This window comes from Maritimimonas sp. 2304DJ26-3 (assembly GCF_056591635.1).
On record NZ_JBWQOK010000001.1, the window covers coordinates 822,778 to 840,514 of the forward strand.

At 32.2% G+C, this 17,737-nt stretch carries 18 protein-coding genes; 5 read left to right on the forward strand and 13 right to left on the reverse strand.

What is annotated here, in order from left to right:
* Positions 1-7: 7 nt before the first annotated feature.
* Positions 8-751 carry a hypothetical protein gene (locus AC1EUV_RS03835; protein ID WP_480197342.1) on the forward strand — a complete coding sequence of 248 codons (744 nt, stop codon included), beginning with the start codon at positions 8-10 and terminating at the stop codon, positions 749-751.
* Here the strand turns inward: AC1EUV_RS03835 and radA are convergent, their stop codons facing one another.
* From radA to kbl, 4 genes are read right to left on the reverse strand one after another with little or no spacing between them, the layout of a single operon-like run.
* Positions 752-2,107, reverse strand: a complete 1,356-nt coding sequence (radA, locus tag AC1EUV_RS03840; protein WP_480197343.1) for a DNA repair protein RadA — start codon at positions 2,105-2,107, stop codon at positions 752-754. It lies immediately after the preceding gene.
* Positions 2,100-2,858, reverse strand: a complete 759-nt coding sequence (locus AC1EUV_RS03845; protein WP_480197344.1) for a UDP-2,3-diacylglucosamine diphosphatase — start codon at positions 2,856-2,858, stop codon at positions 2,100-2,102. Before AC1EUV_RS03845 ends, radA begins: the two co-directional genes overlap by 8 nt.
* Positions 2,855-3,349 carry a 6-pyruvoyl trahydropterin synthase family protein gene (locus AC1EUV_RS03850; RefSeq protein ID WP_480197345.1) on the reverse strand — a complete coding sequence of 165 codons (495 nt, stop codon included), beginning with the start codon at positions 3,347-3,349 and terminating at the stop codon, positions 2,855-2,857. Before AC1EUV_RS03850 ends, AC1EUV_RS03845 begins: the two co-directional genes overlap by 4 nt.
* Complete coding sequence (gene kbl, locus AC1EUV_RS03855) at positions 3,350-4,543, reverse strand: glycine C-acetyltransferase (protein ID WP_480197346.1); 1,194 nt, start codon at positions 4,541-4,543, stop codon at positions 3,350-3,352. It lies immediately after the preceding gene.
* 91 nt (positions 4,544-4,634) lie between these two features.
* Here kbl and AC1EUV_RS03860 point away from each other — a divergent pair, with 91 nt between their 5' ends.
* On the forward strand, positions 4,635-4,988 hold the full coding sequence (locus tag AC1EUV_RS03860) for a hypothetical protein (RefSeq protein ID WP_480197347.1): 354 nt from the start codon (positions 4,635-4,637) through the stop codon (positions 4,986-4,988).
* Here the strand turns inward: AC1EUV_RS03860 and dprA are convergent.
* On the reverse strand, positions 4,981-6,084 hold the full coding sequence (gene dprA, locus AC1EUV_RS03865; RefSeq protein WP_480197348.1) for a DNA-processing protein DprA: 1,104 nt from the start codon (positions 6,082-6,084) through the stop codon (positions 4,981-4,983). The genes AC1EUV_RS03860 and dprA overlap by 8 nt on opposite strands.
* Before the next feature lie 97 nt (positions 6,085-6,181).
* Between dprA and AC1EUV_RS03870 the strand changes: the two genes are divergently transcribed.
* Complete coding sequence (locus AC1EUV_RS03870) at positions 6,182-7,114, forward strand: HU domain-containing protein (RefSeq protein WP_480197349.1); 933 nt, start codon at positions 6,182-6,184, stop codon at positions 7,112-7,114.
* A gap of 104 nt (positions 7,115-7,218) precedes the next feature.
* Complete coding sequence (locus tag AC1EUV_RS03875; RefSeq protein WP_480197350.1) at positions 7,219-7,731, forward strand: acyl-CoA thioesterase; 513 nt, start codon at positions 7,219-7,221, stop codon at positions 7,729-7,731.
* On the opposite strand, the gene AC1EUV_RS03880 is transcribed toward AC1EUV_RS03875, so the two are convergent.
* The 5 genes from AC1EUV_RS03880 to AC1EUV_RS03900 are packed head-to-tail and all read right to left on the reverse strand — an operon-like array spanning position 7,717 to position 13,843.
* A complete protein-coding gene (locus tag AC1EUV_RS03880; protein ID WP_480197351.1) occupies positions 7,717-8,949 on the reverse strand; it encodes a murein hydrolase activator EnvC family protein in 1,233 nt (410 codons plus the stop codon). The two genes, AC1EUV_RS03875 and AC1EUV_RS03880, sit on opposite strands and share 15 nt — an antisense overlap.
* 35 nt (positions 8,950-8,984) lie before the next feature.
* Positions 8,985-9,758 (reverse strand): lipoprotein insertase outer membrane protein LolB1, encoded by a 774-nt coding sequence (gene lolB1, locus AC1EUV_RS03885; RefSeq protein ID WP_480197352.1) that lies wholly within the window; start codon positions 9,756-9,758, stop codon positions 8,985-8,987.
* Between the two features lie 2 nt (positions 9,759-9,760).
* Positions 9,761-10,747, reverse strand: a complete 987-nt coding sequence (locus tag AC1EUV_RS03890) for a tetratricopeptide repeat protein (protein WP_480197353.1) — start codon at positions 10,745-10,747, stop codon at positions 9,761-9,763.
* A 9-nt stretch (positions 10,748-10,756) separates the two neighbouring features.
* A complete protein-coding gene (locus AC1EUV_RS03895; protein WP_480197354.1) occupies positions 10,757-11,764 on the reverse strand; it encodes a sugar phosphate nucleotidyltransferase in 1,008 nt (335 codons plus the stop codon).
* A gap of 57 nt (positions 11,765-11,821) precedes the next feature.
* Complete coding sequence (locus AC1EUV_RS03900; RefSeq protein ID WP_480197355.1) at positions 11,822-13,843, reverse strand: ComEC/Rec2 family competence protein; 2,022 nt, start codon at positions 13,841-13,843, stop codon at positions 11,822-11,824.
* A gap of 325 nt (positions 13,844-14,168) precedes the next feature.
* On the opposite strand from AC1EUV_RS03900, the gene AC1EUV_RS03905 reads away from it, so the two are divergent.
* Positions 14,169-15,494, forward strand: coding sequence for an MATE family efflux transporter (locus AC1EUV_RS03905; protein WP_480197356.1), 1,326 nt, complete (start codon positions 14,169-14,171; stop codon positions 15,492-15,494).
* Here the strand turns inward: AC1EUV_RS03905 and lpxB are convergent.
* From lpxB to surE, 3 genes are read right to left on the reverse strand one after another with little or no spacing between them, the layout of a single operon-like run.
* Entirely contained in the window at positions 15,491-16,600 is a 1,110-nt protein-coding gene (lpxB, locus tag AC1EUV_RS03910; RefSeq protein WP_480197357.1) for a lipid-A-disaccharide synthase, read from the reverse strand. The two genes, AC1EUV_RS03905 and lpxB, sit on opposite strands and share 4 nt — an antisense overlap.
* Before the next feature lie 5 nt (positions 16,601-16,605).
* Positions 16,606-16,884, reverse strand: coding sequence for a hypothetical protein (locus AC1EUV_RS03915; protein WP_480197358.1), 279 nt, complete (start codon positions 16,882-16,884; stop codon positions 16,606-16,608).
* The gene (surE, locus tag AC1EUV_RS03920; protein ID WP_480197359.1) at positions 16,884-17,654 is read right to left on the reverse strand and encodes a 5'/3'-nucleotidase SurE; all 771 of its coding nucleotides are present in this window, start codon (positions 17,652-17,654) and stop codon (positions 16,884-16,886) included. Before surE ends, AC1EUV_RS03915 begins: the two co-directional genes overlap by 1 nt.
* Positions 17,655-17,737 lie beyond the last annotated feature (83 nt).

Consider the following 17,737-nt stretch of genomic DNA (forward strand, 5'->3'; position numbering starts at 1 on the left):
AATGCTTATGAAACCTATTAAACTTATTGTAACTTTTTTTCTATTGTTTATAATATGTAACTCTTTTGCTCAAAGAGTTCATTATAAAGATAATTATTATACCCTTGTAAATAGTAAAATATTCCATTTAGGGCATAATGTTTATGGAAGTCTTACGCCAGGTGCGCGAGATACCATTTATATGATCGCTAGAGAATTATATAATGAGAAAGGTAAATTAAAACCTCAATATAAGAATAGACGTAAGCGAGATAGGTATAAGTTGCCTGAAGGTTTTTGGGAAGCAAAGGCAGAGGAGGAAAATGTTATTGAAGAGGAATCTTCAGCGACTAAAGTAGAACAAGAGATAATAAATGTTATTGAGGATAACGAAAAGGAAGTAATTGTAAAAGAACAGGAGAGCCAGAAGGATAACCTAGAAGAGAAAAGTGAAGAAAAAGAGGAGAATTTGAAAGAAAGAGAGAAACAAAAAGAGCAAGAAAAAGCAGAAAGACAAGAACGTAAGGAAGACAAAAAAGACAAAAAAGCTGAAAAAAAAGAAAAGAAAAAAGAAAAAGAAAAGAAGCAAAGGGAAAAAGCCATTGATAGACATGAGGATGCTGAAAAAAGACTAAAGAAAGCAGAAAAGAAATATCAAAAATTAAAAGCTAAAGGAGAACTTTCGCCCAATGATGAAGAGGAATGGTTAGACAAAATAGAAAAGTTAAAAGAGAAAGTAGAAAAAGCAAAAAAGAAAGCTAAGCGAGCTTAATTAAAATAATTGTTGAAAGACATCTTCAACTTTTGAAGCCAAAACCACATTTATTTTATAGTTGGTTTTGGCTATTTTATTGAATTTAGATACTATAATAGTTGAGAAGCCAAGCTTTTCAGCCTCTAAAATTCGTTGATCAATTCTATTTACTGGCCGAATCTCACCTGCAAGACCTACTTCAGCAGCAAAACATACATCTTGTGGAATTGCCACATCTTCATTTGAAGATAAAATAGCCGCTACTACGGCTAAATCTATTGCCGGATCATCCACTTTTATACCACCGGCAATATTTAAGAATACATCCTTAGCCCCTAAACGAAACCCTGCTCGTTTTTCTAATACAGCTAAGATCATGTGTAATCGTTTTATGTTATAACCTGTAGCAGATCTTTGAGGTGTTCCATAAACAGCAGTACTTACCAAAGCTTGTACTTCTATCATTAATGGACGCATACCCTCTAAAGTAGCTCCAATTGCAGTTCCACTAAGAGATTCATCTTTTTCAGAAATTAATATTTCAGACGGGTTTTCAACTTCTCTTAAACCAGCATTTTGCATTTCATAAATGCCCAACTCGGCTGTCGATCCAAAGCGGTTTTTTTGGGCTCTAAGAATTCTGTAGGTATGATTTCTATCACCCTCAAATTGTAAGACCACATCTACCATGTGCTCTAATATTTTAGGACCAGCAATAGTTCCTTCTTTGGTTATATGACCAATTAATACAACAGGTGTATTCGTTTCTTTTGCAAATTTTATAAGTTCTGCTGTGGTTTCTCGTATTTGTGAAATACTACCTGGCGAAGCTTCTATGTAATCAGTATGAAGTGTTTGAATAGAATCTATTACAACCACTTTGGGTTGAGCTTCTTCAATGGATTTAAAAATGTTTTGCGTTTTGGTTTCGGTCAACACCAAGCAATTAGAGCTTTTGTTACTTAGCCGATCTGCTCGCATTTTTATCTGCGATTGGCTTTCTTCTCCGGAAACATATAGTACTTTCTTGGCAATAGCTAAAGCAACTTGTAACAATAAAGTTGATTTACCAATACCAGGTTCGCCACCTAACAATGTAACAGAACCTTTTACCAAACCACCACCCAAAACTCTGTTTAACTCATTGTTTTGTGTATGGATTCTATCTTCTTGTGTTATAGAAACCTCATTAATTTTGACTGGTTTTGAAACCTTTTTAGTTGTTGAAGTTTGTTTCCAAGTTCTTTTTTCTTCTTTTTGAATAACTTCTTCTACAATGGTATTCCATTCATTGCAAGCCGTACATTTACCTACCCATTTGGCATATTGAGTACCGCAGTTTTGACAGAAAAAAGAGCTTTTGGTTTTAGGCATTTTTTAATTCCGTGTTTTTTCCATCGAAAACAGCATAGGTAAAATGCGTGATCCAATCACCCGTATTGATATAGGTAGATTTTTTATTGAGCTGAATTGTCATTGGTAAATGACGATGCCCAAACAAAAAACAATCGTAATGTTTGGTTTCTAGTTTTCTCTTACAATATTGAACAAGCCATTCATTTTCTTCGCCAAGAAACTTTGCATCTTCATCGCCAGAAATCAATTTATTTTTTGTGGAGAGATAGACACCTAGCCTAATTCCCCAATCTGGATGCATCCATCTGTATAGCCATTTTGATAGCGGATTCGTAAATACTTTCTTCATGCATTTGTATCCTTTATCACCTGGGCCTAAGCCGTCGCCGTGACCAATAAGGAATACTTTATCATTTATAATGAATTCTTTAGGTTCATGATAAACAGGAATATCTAATTCCGTTTGAAAATAGTCTCGCATCCATAAATCATGATTTCCCACAAAAAAGTGGATATCAATACCATTATCCTTGAGCTCTGCTAGCTTACCTAAAACACGCACAAATCCTTTTGGAACAACAGTTTTATATTCAAACCAAAAATCAAACAAATCACCTAATAGAAAAATGGTATGTGCATTTTGCTTAATGGTATCTAACCAAGCTACAAATTTCTTTTCGCGCACCAAACTGTCTTTATGATTTGGTATACCCAAATGCTGATCAGAAGCGATATAAACTTTTTTATTAGCAGGTAGATTTATGGTCATTCTTTATTGAAGACGTTTAATGCTTTTTGATATTCGTCTAAGTGCTGATCTGAAGCAAACCACTCAGCATACGAATTCTGCGTTTCGTACAATTTCAACGAATGCAATTTAACACTTTGCGGTAAATGTTGTTGGATGATAGATGCAAAATCAGCAATCATATTCTCACTTGTAGGTTGGTAATCTACTAAAATCACTTTCGGAGAATGCTTCTTGATATCTTCAGCCAATTCTACGTGCGGTGAGTTTTTATTTAAAATTGTTGCATGATCAAAAACATCAACAATTTGAGATTTTACAATTTTTTTTAGATCACCAAAATCGAGTACCATACCATTCTTTACATGTTCTGAATCGTTAATTGGTGAACCAATGACAGTGACATATAATTGATAACTATGACCATGCACATTTTTGCACTTGCCATCGTAACCATATAATGCATGTGCAGTTTCAAAATCAAAATGTTTGGTGATTCTTATGATACTCATCTAAATTACATTTAATGCTTTCCCTACTTTAGTAAATGCAGCAATAGCCTTATCTAAATGCTCCTTTTCATGTGCTGCCGAAAGCTGAACTCTAATTCTCGCCTTTTCTTTGGGAACTACCGGAAAGAAAAACCCAATTACATAAATACCTTCTTTTAACAGTTCATTAGCCATTGATTGTGATAGTTTGGCATCGTACAGCATTACTGGAACAATAGCAGCATCTGCGCCAACTAAGTCGAATCCTGCTTCCTCCATTCCTTTACGGAAGTAGTTTGTGTTCCATTCTAATTTATCACGTAAAGAAGTATCGTTAGCTAACAAATCAAACACTTTTATGGAAGCACCTATAAGAGCTGGAGCCAAAGAATTTGAAAATAAATAAGGGCGAGAACGCTGACGTAAAATTTCAATTATTTCTTTTTTAGCTGTGGTATATCCACCCATGGCGCCACCTAAGGCTTTTCCTAAAGTTCCGGTAACAATATCTACTCGCTTTAATACATCTTTTAATTCTAAAGTTCCTCTTCCGGTTTTACCGATAAATCCAGCCGCATGACATTCATCTACCATAACCATGGCGTCGTATTTATCTGCTAGGTCACAAATTTTATCTAGATCAGCAACAATACCATCCATAGAGAAAACACCATCGGTTACAATAATTTTAAATCTAGCGCCAGCTTCATTTGCTTCTTTTAATCGAGCTTCAAGCTCTTTCATATTGTTATTTTCATAGCGATACCTTGCAGCTTTGCACAAACGCACACCATCTATAATAGAAGCGTGGTTTAAAGAATCAGAAATAATTGCATCTTCTTTGGTTAAAAGTGGTTCAAAAACACCACCGTTGGCATCGAAAGCTGCGGCATAAAGAATAGTATCTTCAAATCCGTAAAAATCAGCAATTTTTTGCTCTAATTCTTTATGGATGTTTTGCGTACCACAAATAAAGCGCACTGATGACATACCAAACCCATGCGTATCCATGGTATCCTTTGCGGCTTGAATCACATCAGGATGATTTGATAAGCCTAAATAATTGTTGGCACAAAAATTAATAACTTCTTCGCCAGTAGAGATTTCAATTACTGCCTCTTGAGGTGAAGTAATAATGCGTTCTTCTTTAAAAAGCCCCGCTTCTTTTATGTTTTGAATTTCGTCTTGTAAATGTTGCTTAATGTTTCCGTACATTGTATTCTACTTATTTTGCTATACAAAGGTAACCGAATTCTGAAATTAATTTGCTAGGAAGACTTAACTTTGTTCACCAGAAATTTTGAGTATGGCAAGAGACGAACAATTAAAAGAACAATGGAACACTTTAAAGAGTGTTTTATCAGATAAGTTTTCTGATGGAGAAGATTTAGATATTGATGGAATTATCTATATGATTGGTGTTCAAGAATTAGGGCAAGGATATCGAAAGTTCAAAAAGGATGAAAAAGTAAACTTAATGCATATTGCCATTTGCCGATTATTAGAACCACTAGGGTATTACGAATTTGATTTCTTTGATGCTGATGGATGGCCACATTATAGAGTGAAAGAGGAATTACCTTTTTTAAAAGCAGGTGAACAAAGTGTTCTAATGAAGGAGGCCATTGTAAATTATTTTATAGAAAAAGAAGTTATATAGCTTCAAAAAACTTTCCAGGAAGAGGTCGAGTTACAGATTTGAGCTCTAAATTCAATAACAAGGATGCTGTTTTATGGATAGGAAAATTACAGTGCAGTGCGATGATATCTAATTGTTGCTTACCTTCTTTTAATAGATAATCATAAATTTTTTGCTCGTCTTTGGTTAAATCAATAAATAACAGTTTCTGTGCTGTCTTTTGTCGGAACTCTTCTTTTTGCCAGTTGAGAATATATGCTAAATCTTTTGCTGATGTTAAAACTGATGCTCTATTAGTTTTGATTAGGTTATTGCAACCAACACTATAAGCATCGGTTACTCTACCAGGCAAAGCAAAAACATCTCGATTGTAAGAATTCGCAATATCAGCAGTAATTAACGAACCTCCTTTTTCTGCAGATTCAATAACTAGGGTAGCTTGTGATAAACCAGCTACAATCCGGTTACGTTTCACAAAATTTTCTCGATCGGGTTTAGAACCTGACCAAAAATCGGTTAATAGACCACCATGTTCTTGCATTTTTTGCGCTTCTTTTTTATGAATGGCGGGATAAACTCTATCTAGTCCATGTGCTAAAACTGCAATAGTTTGCAATTGATGCTCCATTGCTAATTGATGTGAGTAAATATCAATACCATAAGCTAGACCACTTACAATAATAGGGTTGTATTCTTTTAAATCATTAAATAGGTTTTTAAGAAAGTCTTTACCATATGCTGTGATCTTTCGCGTGCCAACAATACTTATTATGTGCTGGCTTTTAAGATCAATTTGCCCTTTTTTAAATAGTATAAGAGGTGCATCAAAGCATTGCTTTAATCGTTCAGGATAATGATTGTCATAGAATGAAATTGCTTCGATTGCTTTCTTATCTAAAAAGATCAATTCATCCTCGGTTCTTGAAAAGACTGATGTGTCTTTTAGAGCCTTGATAATTGAAGTGCCAACGCCTTCAATTTTCAAAAGATTACCTTTCTTTTCTTTAAAAACGGCTTCAGCACTTCCGCAATGTCTAATGAGTTTTTTGGCATTTACATGACCAATTCCATCTATCCGCGAAAGCGCCATTAAAAAGAAGTGATTATCAGTTTTCAAGCATTATTTTTTGGGATTCTGAAGATACAAAGTTTTGTTAATAAAAATTACTTGAAGCTATTGACCTGCCTACAATTTTTTCTATTTTTGTTTTTCAATGAAACTAGCCGAATATATTAGTGATCTCCTTTATCGTTATGAGTGCGTTATAGTACCAGATTTTGGAGGTTTTGTTACCAATACTAAATCAGCAGAGGTTAGTTCTTATTCGCATACTTTTCGTCCACCCTACAAAAAACTCACGTTTAACAACCATTTAAAAAACAATGATGGTTTGTTAGCAAATTATATTTCTTCGGTAGATAAAATGCCATTTAAATGCGCTATGAACTTTATTAAGTTCGAAGTAAAACAATGGAGAGAAGAGCTTTTAAATACAGATTTAGTTTTAGATAAAATAGGTAAACTTAGCTTAAAGGATGAGTCTATCATTTTTGAACCTCAGACAGAAATAAATTACTTGACAGAATCATTTGGATTAAGTAATGTGGTTTCTTCTGAAGTAAAGCGCGAAGTTTACAAAAAACAAGTTGAGCAATTAGAAGAGAAGGCTCCGATTTTAATAACAGAACAAGCAAAAGAATCGCCAGATTATTTAAAATACGCTGCTATTTTTCTTTTAGGACTTTCTGTTTTAGGTTTTGGTGGTAACCAGTTGTATAAGAATTATAAAAACAATCAACAAATTGCTGCTGATAAAGAAATTAAAAAGCGAACAGATGCTAAAATTCAAGAAGCTACTTTTATTGTTTCAGACGAATTACCATCTGTATTACTAAATGTCACAAGAACTACATATCCTTATCATGTAATTGCTGGAGCATTTCGTTTTCCAGAAAATGCAGATAATAAAGTAAATCAACTAAAATCTCAAGGTTTTGAAAATGCTCGGATTTTAGGTATTAATCAATGGGGCTTAACACAAGTTTCTTTTGATAGTTACGATTCTAGAAACGAAGCATTGCAGAACCTATCAACTGTTAGAGCGTCTATGGATAAAGATGCATGGTTGTTGGTTCAAGACCTATAATTTTTCATTATTTTTATGTTCATTTTCAGAGTATGAATTGGCTATCTTTGCCGAAACATTAACATGCTTTTTATTCCGCGAAAGCTAAAATCAAATACAATTTTATGAAAGCTAAAATGCCTAAAGAATCTTTAACCTTAGTAACCGATTTGGTATTACCAGGCGAAACAAACCCATTAAACAACCTTTTTGGGGGAGAGTTATTAGCAAGAATGGATAGGGCATGTAGCATAGCGGCTAGAAGACATTCTAGTAGAATTGTAGTAACAGCGTCTGTGAATCACGTAGCATTTAATAAAGCAGTACCAGTTGGCAGTGTACTTATGATAGAAGCTAAAGTATCACGCGCTTTTAGATCGTCTATGGAGGTGTATGCAGACGTTTGGATAGAAGATCGTGAAAGTGGAGAACGTACTAAAGCGAATGAAGCGATTTATACATTTGTTGCAGTTGATCGCACAGGTACTCCTGTAAAAGTACCTGAAATTATACCAGAAACAAACCTTGAAAAAGAACGCTATGATGGCGCTTTACGTAGAAAACAATTGAGTTTAGTATTATCGGGAAGAATGAAACCTAGCGAGGCTAACGAATTAAGGGCACTATTTACTAGCTAAAGCAACTATATTATTTCCGTTGCTAATCCATGTTTCAGGATTTTGTACTTGCGTATTTTTAAAGAGACTAAATTCTAAAATAGTTTTACCGGTAATAGCGTCGGTATGAATAGTTCCGATTTCTTGTTTTGTACCAACAGATTGCCCAGCCTTTACAGAAACGTTTTTTAAATTTTTATAAACGGAAATATAATTACCATGCTGTACAAGCACCATTTTTTTACGACCTGGCTGTAATTGGATAGCCAAGACTCTACCTTTAAAAATTGAACGAGCTTTTGCCTGTTGTTCTGTTGCTAAATGAATACCATGACTTTGAATTGTTATTCCTGGCATGGTAGGATGCTTTTGTTTACCATATCTTCTAACAACCACATATCTTTCTATTGGCCATGGTAATTTACCTTTATTTGCAACAAAATTAGAAGCTACTAGTTTCTCTTCTGGAGACATAGTAAAAGAAGAAGATTTTCTGTTTTTTGCTTTATTAGATTTAGCAATAGCCTCTCTAATTAAACGCTGAATTTGCTTATCAATAAGCGCTTCTTGTTTTTGTTTGCTTTTTATCTGAGTAAGATATTTTTGTTCTTTTTCTTTTACCTTTTCAACAAGTTGAACCTGAGAATTCTTTTCCTGTTTAATACTGTCTTGTTCTTTGCTATGCAAAGCAATTAAAAGTATTTTTTCTTCTTTTTTTACGACCAATGAATCCGTTAAAACTGCTAATTCTACCTGTTTATGGTTTATCTCCTCACCCTGTAATTTTCTATAAGAACTTATCTGTTTTAAATACTGTAGTCGTTTATAGGCTTGTGTGAAATTTTTAGAAGATAATAAGAACATTAATCGACTTTGCTTTGTCTTGCTCTTATAAGATTGCACTATCATTTGTGCGTACTCTTTCTTAAGCTGAATCAAAGATTTTTCTAAACTAGAAATTTCAGATTGATTTCTTTCAATTTCTTGAGCAAGCGTAGTTTCTTCTTGTTGAATGGTGTTGATTAATTCTGAACGAACATTAATCACCTTATTAATATCATTTAACTCAGATAGTAAAGTTTCTTCCTCCTGTTTAGACTTAAATAATAAAGATTGCGCTTCTTTAATTTCTTTGCGGAGTTGCTTTCGCTTTTTTTCTAATTGCCATTTAGTTTGAGCAGTTGCTGAAAATAACAATGCAAAAAAGAAACTCATGAAGAGGATAAAACGAAACTTCATGAACACAAATCTATCTTTTTTTTGCGATAACAAGATCATTTTAATTCAATTTCTTTATAGCCGTTTGGAATTGTAAAAGGAAAACGCACAGCTTTATTAAAATCGATCGATCGATAATCAACATCAATAGTGGTTGTGTATTTATGATCCTTAGCTGTAATTAATAATTCTTTAGGAAAATACTCACCATCTATTTTTTCGTAATTATTATAATCAATCGTTAACCTTTTTTCTTCATCAGACTGATAAACTTCTTGCTTATTAACTTTAAAATGATCACTGTTAATTAGATAAAAAATATCAAATAACTCATTCGATTTTTTTGGCATAAGTTCATAGCTTCTATCTTTTAAATCAACCGTATGTTTAGCATCTTTTAAATTTAAAATTGCTTGCCCAAATAATAGATTTTGAACTTTTTCAAAATCTAACTCAGTACCTAACCACTGGCTTAATAGTTTAAAATCTCCTTCAAAATAGGTTTTATTGATCTTTTCGTAATAACTGACTTTATTTTGAGTGATTAAAGCTTTCCCAACAGGGAAACCTAGCTTTGAGAGACTAATCCAAATAGCTTCATCTTTTTTAATCCTTAATGAAGCTGTTACACTTGGCAAGCTGGTTTTGCCTCTATATTTTACTTTCATTTTAGCTGTTATGGTCTCTTTATCTAAATCATTGTTATAATGATTCTTGATCACTTTATTAGCTGAAAGTGCTTTTACGGTATTACCAGTAGCCACAGAAGTAGTTTTGCATGATGAAACAATTACCAATAAGAAAAGAAATAAACCAAACTTTTTATACATAATTACGACTTTTTTTGACGCTTTTCTAAAGCCAGATTATAATATTTACTTGCATCAACATTTTTATGCAATCCTTTATAGCTTAAACTAAGCTCTTCGTAAAAATCTGCCTCTATATTGGTGTCATCTATTACATAATCTAGGCCATTTTTTAAAAAAGGGATAGCCTGATCGTACTTTTTTAGTTTGTTCAACGCTTTAGCATGCATTAAATAAACAAAAGGTTGCGCCGGAAATAACTCCAAACCTTCTTTACTATCTTTTTCTAAATCTAAGAACTGATTTGTGCCTAATTCTTGAGTTAATATTTCTTTTAAGATTGAAAATGTCTTTTTATTGGCATAACTTACTTTTAATTCAGTTAAAGATTGTTTTGTTAGATCTTTTGGTTGCTGATTACCTAAATTTCCTTTCGGGAAAAGAGATTGTTTAAAAGGAGCTAAACTTTCTGAAAGCAATCCCTGCTTTTCTAAGTCTATTAATAATTGGCGGGCATTTTCTATTCTATTATTACGTATATAAAGAATAATCAAATCAGCTTGATCTTGAGGTTTTTGACTAACAATCTTTAGTTGGACATCTAGCGCATCTTTGTAATTCTTTTGCTTAATGTAAATGTTTTTAAGGTGCTGTAAGATGAAAATATCATCAGGTTGTTTTTCTAATGCTTGATTAGCATAGGTGATAGCTTCAAAATACTTTTCTTGAGCGAAATAATTTTTAGAAAACTCAAAAATGACTGCAACATCACCTTTACGAATATTTTGACAATTCTCTAAAGCTTCAATAGCTTTATCATAATTACCAATTGCCTTCTGCTGTAGGGCGTCAAAAAAGAATTTTTGAAAATTCAATTCCTTTTGCTCTTCCCTCAATTCTTCCATATTTTTTTTGGCAGCAATGCTATCTAAAACGTCTTCTTGAGCATAAGAAATTCCACCATTCATCGCCAAAAGCAAAAAAAGAAAATATGTAAAAGCCCTAACCATTAATAAGTTTTAAATCAACTTAGAATAATCACCAATACTAATTGATGTGAATTCTCCATTAAACTCAACGTTATTACCTATCATTGCATTGTCTAATGTAGCATTTTTAACAGTTGTATTGGTTTGTATTAACGAATTCTTAATTGTTGAGCTTTCTACAACACTATTTGTGCCAAGCGATACATTTGGACCAACTTTAGTATTTACTAGCCTTACATTTTCACCAATATAACAAGGTTGAATAATTTTGGAGTTTTCTAATATTACTGAATCAGAAACAAGATTTTGACCTTCTTGATGAGCAAATTGTAAAATTCTACCGTTAGTTTCTACCGTAATTTCTTTATTTCCGCAATCCATCCATTCATCTACTTTTCCAGGAACAAATTGCGCCCCTTTTAGCTTCATATTTTCTAAAGCATTAGTCAATTGATACTCACCTTTCTCTTTAATATCATTATCAAGTAAATATTGGATCTCATCTCTTAACACTTCACCATTTTTAAAGTAATAGATACCAATAATGGCAAGATCAGACACAAAAGCTTCAGGTTTTTCAACAAAATCAGTTATAATACCATCACTCAATTTTATAACCCCATAAGCACTTGGATTTTCTACTTGTTTTACCCAAATAGCACCATCTTTAGAAGCGTCTAAAGTAAAGTCAGCTTTAAATAAAGTGTCTGCAAAAGCAACTACACAAGGACCATCTAATGATTCTTTAGCGCATTGTATAGCGTGTGCTGTACCAAGAGCTGTTTCTTGTACTTTCACTACACCTTTAGCACCTAAATTTTTTGCAATTTCTAACAGTTTTTCTTTGGTATCTTTAGGGAATGTTGGGCCAATAACAAAAGCAATTTCTTCAACATTTTGATCTACTACTTTTACTATATCTTCTACCAAACGTTGAACAATAGGTTTGCCAGCAATTAGTGTTAATGGTTTAGGAATTGTTAATGTATGTGGTCGTAATCGCGAGCCGATACCCGCCATTGGAACGATAATCTTCATGAGCTTTTTTCTTTTTTAATCGCACAAATATAGCTAAAATACTAACAGTTTAAGGGTTTAATCATTAATGGCATAAGCTCCTGATTTATTAGTATAATAGAACGGTATATTATATTTGATTGAAGTTTTTTGCCAACGATCAACATAGCTTTTATAATTAGAATTATCGGCTATGATTTTTTTAGGTTGAATAGTTTTAATTAATCGCTCTAAATTAATTTTTGGAGATTGAGATAAAAGAATATTTTTTGATTTAATATTTTTAAGTTTATACAAACCCAAACTATCAATTACAAAAATATCTTTTTCAAATAACAACGATTTGTTTATGGAATCAATAACTTTTAATTCATTAATATGTGCACCAATCAAATATGATTTTATAAAGCTTTCTTGTTGATTCAAACTATCAAGATTATGAAAAAGAATTAACTTATCACTATTACTTTCACCGATCACAGAAGCCCTACTTTTGCTAAAAATGATCAATTCGTTTTTAGAAGATATTTGCCATTTTTCATAGATAAAAACAGATTGTAATAGCAATAAACATAATAACCCATATCTTAATCTTATAGGTGTTTTATTCTCCATCCAGCGAAAGCTGAAAATAATCAGTAAATAAGATGAGATCATCATTAAAGCAGAAAAGAAAATATTTTGAAATAAGAAATTTTCTTGTTGGGCTATCCATTCTATAAATTGATTCATTGAGTGTATAATTAGTTGATAAGCATTAGCTAAAAACTGAGGTAATAGATTCGCAATAACTAGAAAAATAATGAGAAGTCCAAAACCTAAAATGAATCCTAAAAAAGGAATAATAACCAAATTAGTAATAAAAAAAAGGCCAGGAAATTGATGAAAATAATACAAACTTAATGGCAATACACCAATTTGAGCGGCTAATGAAACGGTAAAAATCTTCCACAAATAGTCAATAAGCTTCCAATTAGAAATCCATAGTTTATATAGAAGAGGTTGTAGCCATACAATAAAAAACACAGCTAAGTAGCTTAATTGAAACCCAACATCGAACAGGTAAAAAGGATTAAAAAGCAATAAAATAAATATGGAAATAATTAAGTTGTTGTAAATATTAGATTGTTTTTTGCCCAATAAACTAATAGCTACAGCCGTAAACATAGTTACAGCTCTAATAACTGATGGTGACAAGCCTGCTATAAAAGCAAAGGACCAAAGCAGAGTAACAGCGATAATTAGCTTAATGGTTTTACCATTTTTTAAATGCTCAATTGGCTTTAGAATTATAGATAACAACCACAGGATAATACCAACATGCAACCCTGAAATTGCTAAAATATGTATAGCGCCAGCTTTGGTATAATTTTGTAATACATCCTTTGATATTTCTTGCCGCTGACCTAGAAGCAATGCATTAATAATACCTAGTTCGTCTTTTTTGAATTGATATTTTTTAAGTGATAAGTTTACTTTTTCTCTAAATTTAAATGCTAATCCATTTAAAGAGATATTGTCATTATTTAATAGCAAATAATCATTTTTGGCAATTGATAGTTGTTTATAGATATTTTTCTTTTCAAGGTATTTCTTATAATTAAATTGATAAGGATTCTTGGGTGTATTCACATCTTTTAACAAGGCTTTCACTAAAATTCGATTATCAGCTTTTAAACCTATAGATGAGGAACCTTTTAGAATGTTTAATAGAATTTTTCCTGTAGCTTTAACGCTATCAATTTGTATAACTGTGGCCTCAAATTTATTATGAAAGAGAGTTGGTTTTAGTTCTTTGTTAATTTTTAAGACAATAGACTTATCGTTAAAATTTGAAATGTTTAAATAATGATCTTTTTTAATAGTATCTGAATGAATATGAAACGTCAACATTCCTATAAAAAAGAATAAAGTATAACTAGAAGCTGTAAATAAAAATGAAGGCTTTAGTTTATTTCGATTATTTAAAAATGTAATAATCAATATTACCAAGGAAATTATAGATGAAACTAGAATAAACTTTAACGAAAGGTTAAAATAAAAACCAATTAGAATACCTATTATTAAGAAGAGAACAAGGTGTAATGGTATGAATTTCAAGTGCTTCACATAGTTAAAAGTATAAAACTTTTCATTCAAAGCTTGTGTTGTAATACTTTAAAATGCCATTTATTGGGAAAAAGCAACCATTTGTTAGAAAATTGAGTGTAAATGTGTATTTCGTTAAAAGCGAAAGATTCTTCAACCTATATTTGACTCAACTTAAAAAAATTGCCTATCGGCGGAAAGTTACTATAAAAAGAAAAATTTAGAGTTATTTAATCAAAAAGTCTCAGGTGCTTCTCATGACATCAGGGACTTTTTCTCTTTCTACAATTATACACATTTATTTACGAACTTCGCCAATTCTTAGAAGTTTAGCTAGTTGAAACAAAAAGTTACTTTTAAACAAATCAACAAACTTGCAATACCTGCAATTATATCTGGTATAGCAGAACCATTATTGTCTATTACAGATACAGCCATCGTCGGCAATGTAGATTTAAACCCCATAGAGTCATTAGCAGCGGTTGGTATAGCTGGCTCTTTTTTATCTGCATTATTTTGGATACTAGCCCAGACCCGCTCAGCAATTTCGGCGATTATTGCTCAATATTTAGGAGCTCAAAAGCTAGAAGAAGTTAAAACATTGCCAGCTCAAATTATTGCAATTAATGTAATATTGAGTGCACTTATTTATTTTGTAACACTCTTTTTTGTTGATGAGATTTTTAGATTGTATAATGCAGAAGGATTAATACTTAATTATGCGGTAGACTATTATAAAATTAGAGCAATAGGCCTACCTTTTACATTATTTACTTTTTCTGTTTTTGGCGTTTTTAGAGGTATGCAAAACACCTATTGGCCAATGGTTATTAGTATTGTTGGGACCGTTTTAAACATCATCTTAGATTATATGTTGGTTTTTGGTATTGAAGGATTTATTCCTGCAATGCATATTCAAGGAGCTGCTTATGCTAGTGTTGTTGCTCAAGGTGTAATGGCTATTATTGCTTTGGTATTAATGCTACAGAAAACACCCTTCAATCTTCGCTTTATATTGCCCTTTAACAAAGAGATTAAACGTTTGATTGGCTTAAGTTTTAATCTTTTTATTCGTGCTGCAGCATTAAATATAGCGCTATATTTTGCCAATGCTTACGCTACAAAGTACGGAAACAATTATATAGCAGCGCAGACAATAGCTTTTCAAATTTGGTTGTTTTTTGCCTTTTTTATTGATGGGTATTCTAGTGTTGGCAATATAGTTTCAGGAAGATTATTAGGTGAAAAAGACTATAAAAATTTATGGAGACTAAGCACTGACCTCACTAAATATGCAGTCGTTATAGCATCTATTTTAGGGCTCGTTTGTTTTATTTTTTATTATCCTATTGGGAGGCTTTTCACTAAAGAAACTATTGTGTTAGATTCCTTTTATGCTATTTTTTGGATTGTTGTTTTAATGCAACCATTAAATGCTATCGCCTTTGTTTTTGATGGATTGTTTAAAGGATTAGCAGAGGCCATTGCGTTACGAAACGTATTATTAATAGCTACATTTTTAGGATTTATTCCTACATTATTGATTGGAGATTATTTTGATTTAAAATTGTACGGAATTTGGATTGCCTTTTCTGTTTGGATGTTTTTAAGAATGGGAATTTTAGTAGTAAAATTTCGAAAAAAATATTTAACAGAAGACTAAGAAATAGAATTATAAATCAGCTTAGCAGCTTTTGCACTGGCACCTTTTCCGCCCAATTTTTGTTCTAAGTCAAAATAACTTTCAAACAATCGTTCTCGATATTTTGTGTCTAATATTTTGGTAAGTTCTAGCTCTAATTGCTTTTCGTTAAAGTCATTTTGAATAAGCTCAGTAACAACTTCTTTATCCATAATTAAATTCACCAATGAAATGAATTTAAGCGTTATAATTCGCTTTGCTATTTGATACGATAGGTTACTCCCTTTATAGCAAACTACTTGAGGTATTTTAAACAAAGCGGTTTCTAAAGTTGCAGTGCCAGAAGTTACCAATGCAGCGTACGAAATAGATAGTAGATCATAAGTTTTGTTATCTACAAATTTTACATCACTTTCTTTTATAAATTGACTATAAAATTCATAATCTTGGCTTGGAGCACCAGCAATGACAAACCGATAATCCTTAAATTTTGGAACCATCTTAAGCATTACAGAAAGCATTTTAGTGATTTCTTGTTTTCGACTTCCTGGTAATAGCGCTATAATTGGTTTTTCTCCTAACTTATGTTCTTTTTTAAAAGCGATTTCATCCACTTGGGACTTTTCCGCTATGGCGTCTAATAAAGGATGACCAACAAAAGAAACGTTATAGTTATATTTTTTATAAAAATCTTCCTCAAAAGGCAAGATAACATACATGTTATCAATATCACGTTTTATTGCTTTGACTCTGCTCGCACGCGACGCCCAAACTTGAGGAGAAATATAATAATTGGTCTTATAACCTTCTTGTTTTGCCCATTTAGCAATCCTTAAGTTAAAGCCAGAATTGTCAATAAAAATAATCACATCTGGTTTGTATTGCGCAATATCTTTTTTGCAAAAAGAAATAAGGCTAAAGATTTTACGAAGATTCATTAGAACTTCGCCAAAACCCATAAAAGCACGCTCTTTATAGTGTACAACCAATTTACCATCAACAGCCTGCATAAGATCACCTCCCCAAAATCTAAATTCAGCTTGAGTATCTTCTTTTTGCAATGCTTTCATCAAATTTGAAGCGTGCAAATCACCTGAGGCCTCTCCTACAAGAATATAATACTTCATTTAGTTTATAAAAACTGAGAAATCAATATTAAAAAGGCAACTATAAAAGTAGCAAGCAGAACACCTCTTGCTTCATAATCTTGCTTTCTTTTTATAAAAGCAAAAAATGCTAATAGGTTAGGGATGGCAGCAATACTTAATACCATACCATATAATTCTTTCTGCTTAATCACTTCTAATGCTTCTAAGAAAGTACCATTTAAAGCAAACTCTACATATAGATAAAATCCAATGGCAGTTGCTAATAACCCTGTTAAAATCCCTTTAAATATTCGTTTACGCATTATAAATCCCAATTATTTAATTTTTGAATATAGTGGTGTGCTGTAAGATCAAATTGAACAGGTACAACAGAAACATAACCATTTTCTAATGCCCATAGATCAGTATCTTCACCGTGATCTTTATTTTCAAATTTACCTGATAACCAATAATAATCTTTCCCTAACGGGCTGACTCTTTTGTCGAAATCTTCTTTCCAAATACCATGTGCTTGGCGGCATATTTTCACGCCCTTTATTTCTTCCTTTTTAAGATTAGGAATATTTACGTTTAAGACAACACCTTCTGGTAATTTATTTTTTAAAACGCTTAGAGTTATATTTTTCACAAACTCTTTTGAGTATTTAAAATCCGCATCCCAATTATAATCTAGTAAAGAAAACCCTATTGCAGGAACACCTTCTATACCAGCTTCAACAGCCGCACTCATAGTGCCAGAATAGATAACGTTTATTGATGAATTTGAGCCATGATTGATTCCCGAAACGCATAAATCTGGTTTTCTGTTTAAAATTTCATTTACCGCTAATTTTACACAGTCAGCGGGAGTGCCAGAACAGCTATATTCTAATTGAATTCCGTCATCTACATTTATAGGATTGCAATACAAGGTAGAATCCACAGTAATTGCGTGCCCCATACCGCTTTGTGGGCTATCTGGTGCCACCACTACTACATCTCCAATTTCATTCATTACAGAAATTAATGTTCTAATACCGGGAGCAGTGATGCCATCATCGTTTGTAACTAAAATTAAAGGTTTTTCGTTCATAAAAATTCGTTAGTAGAGCAAAACTACTATTTTTTTATCGTAAGATTAACCATTATGCTTTAACATTTTGTTATGAAGCAAAA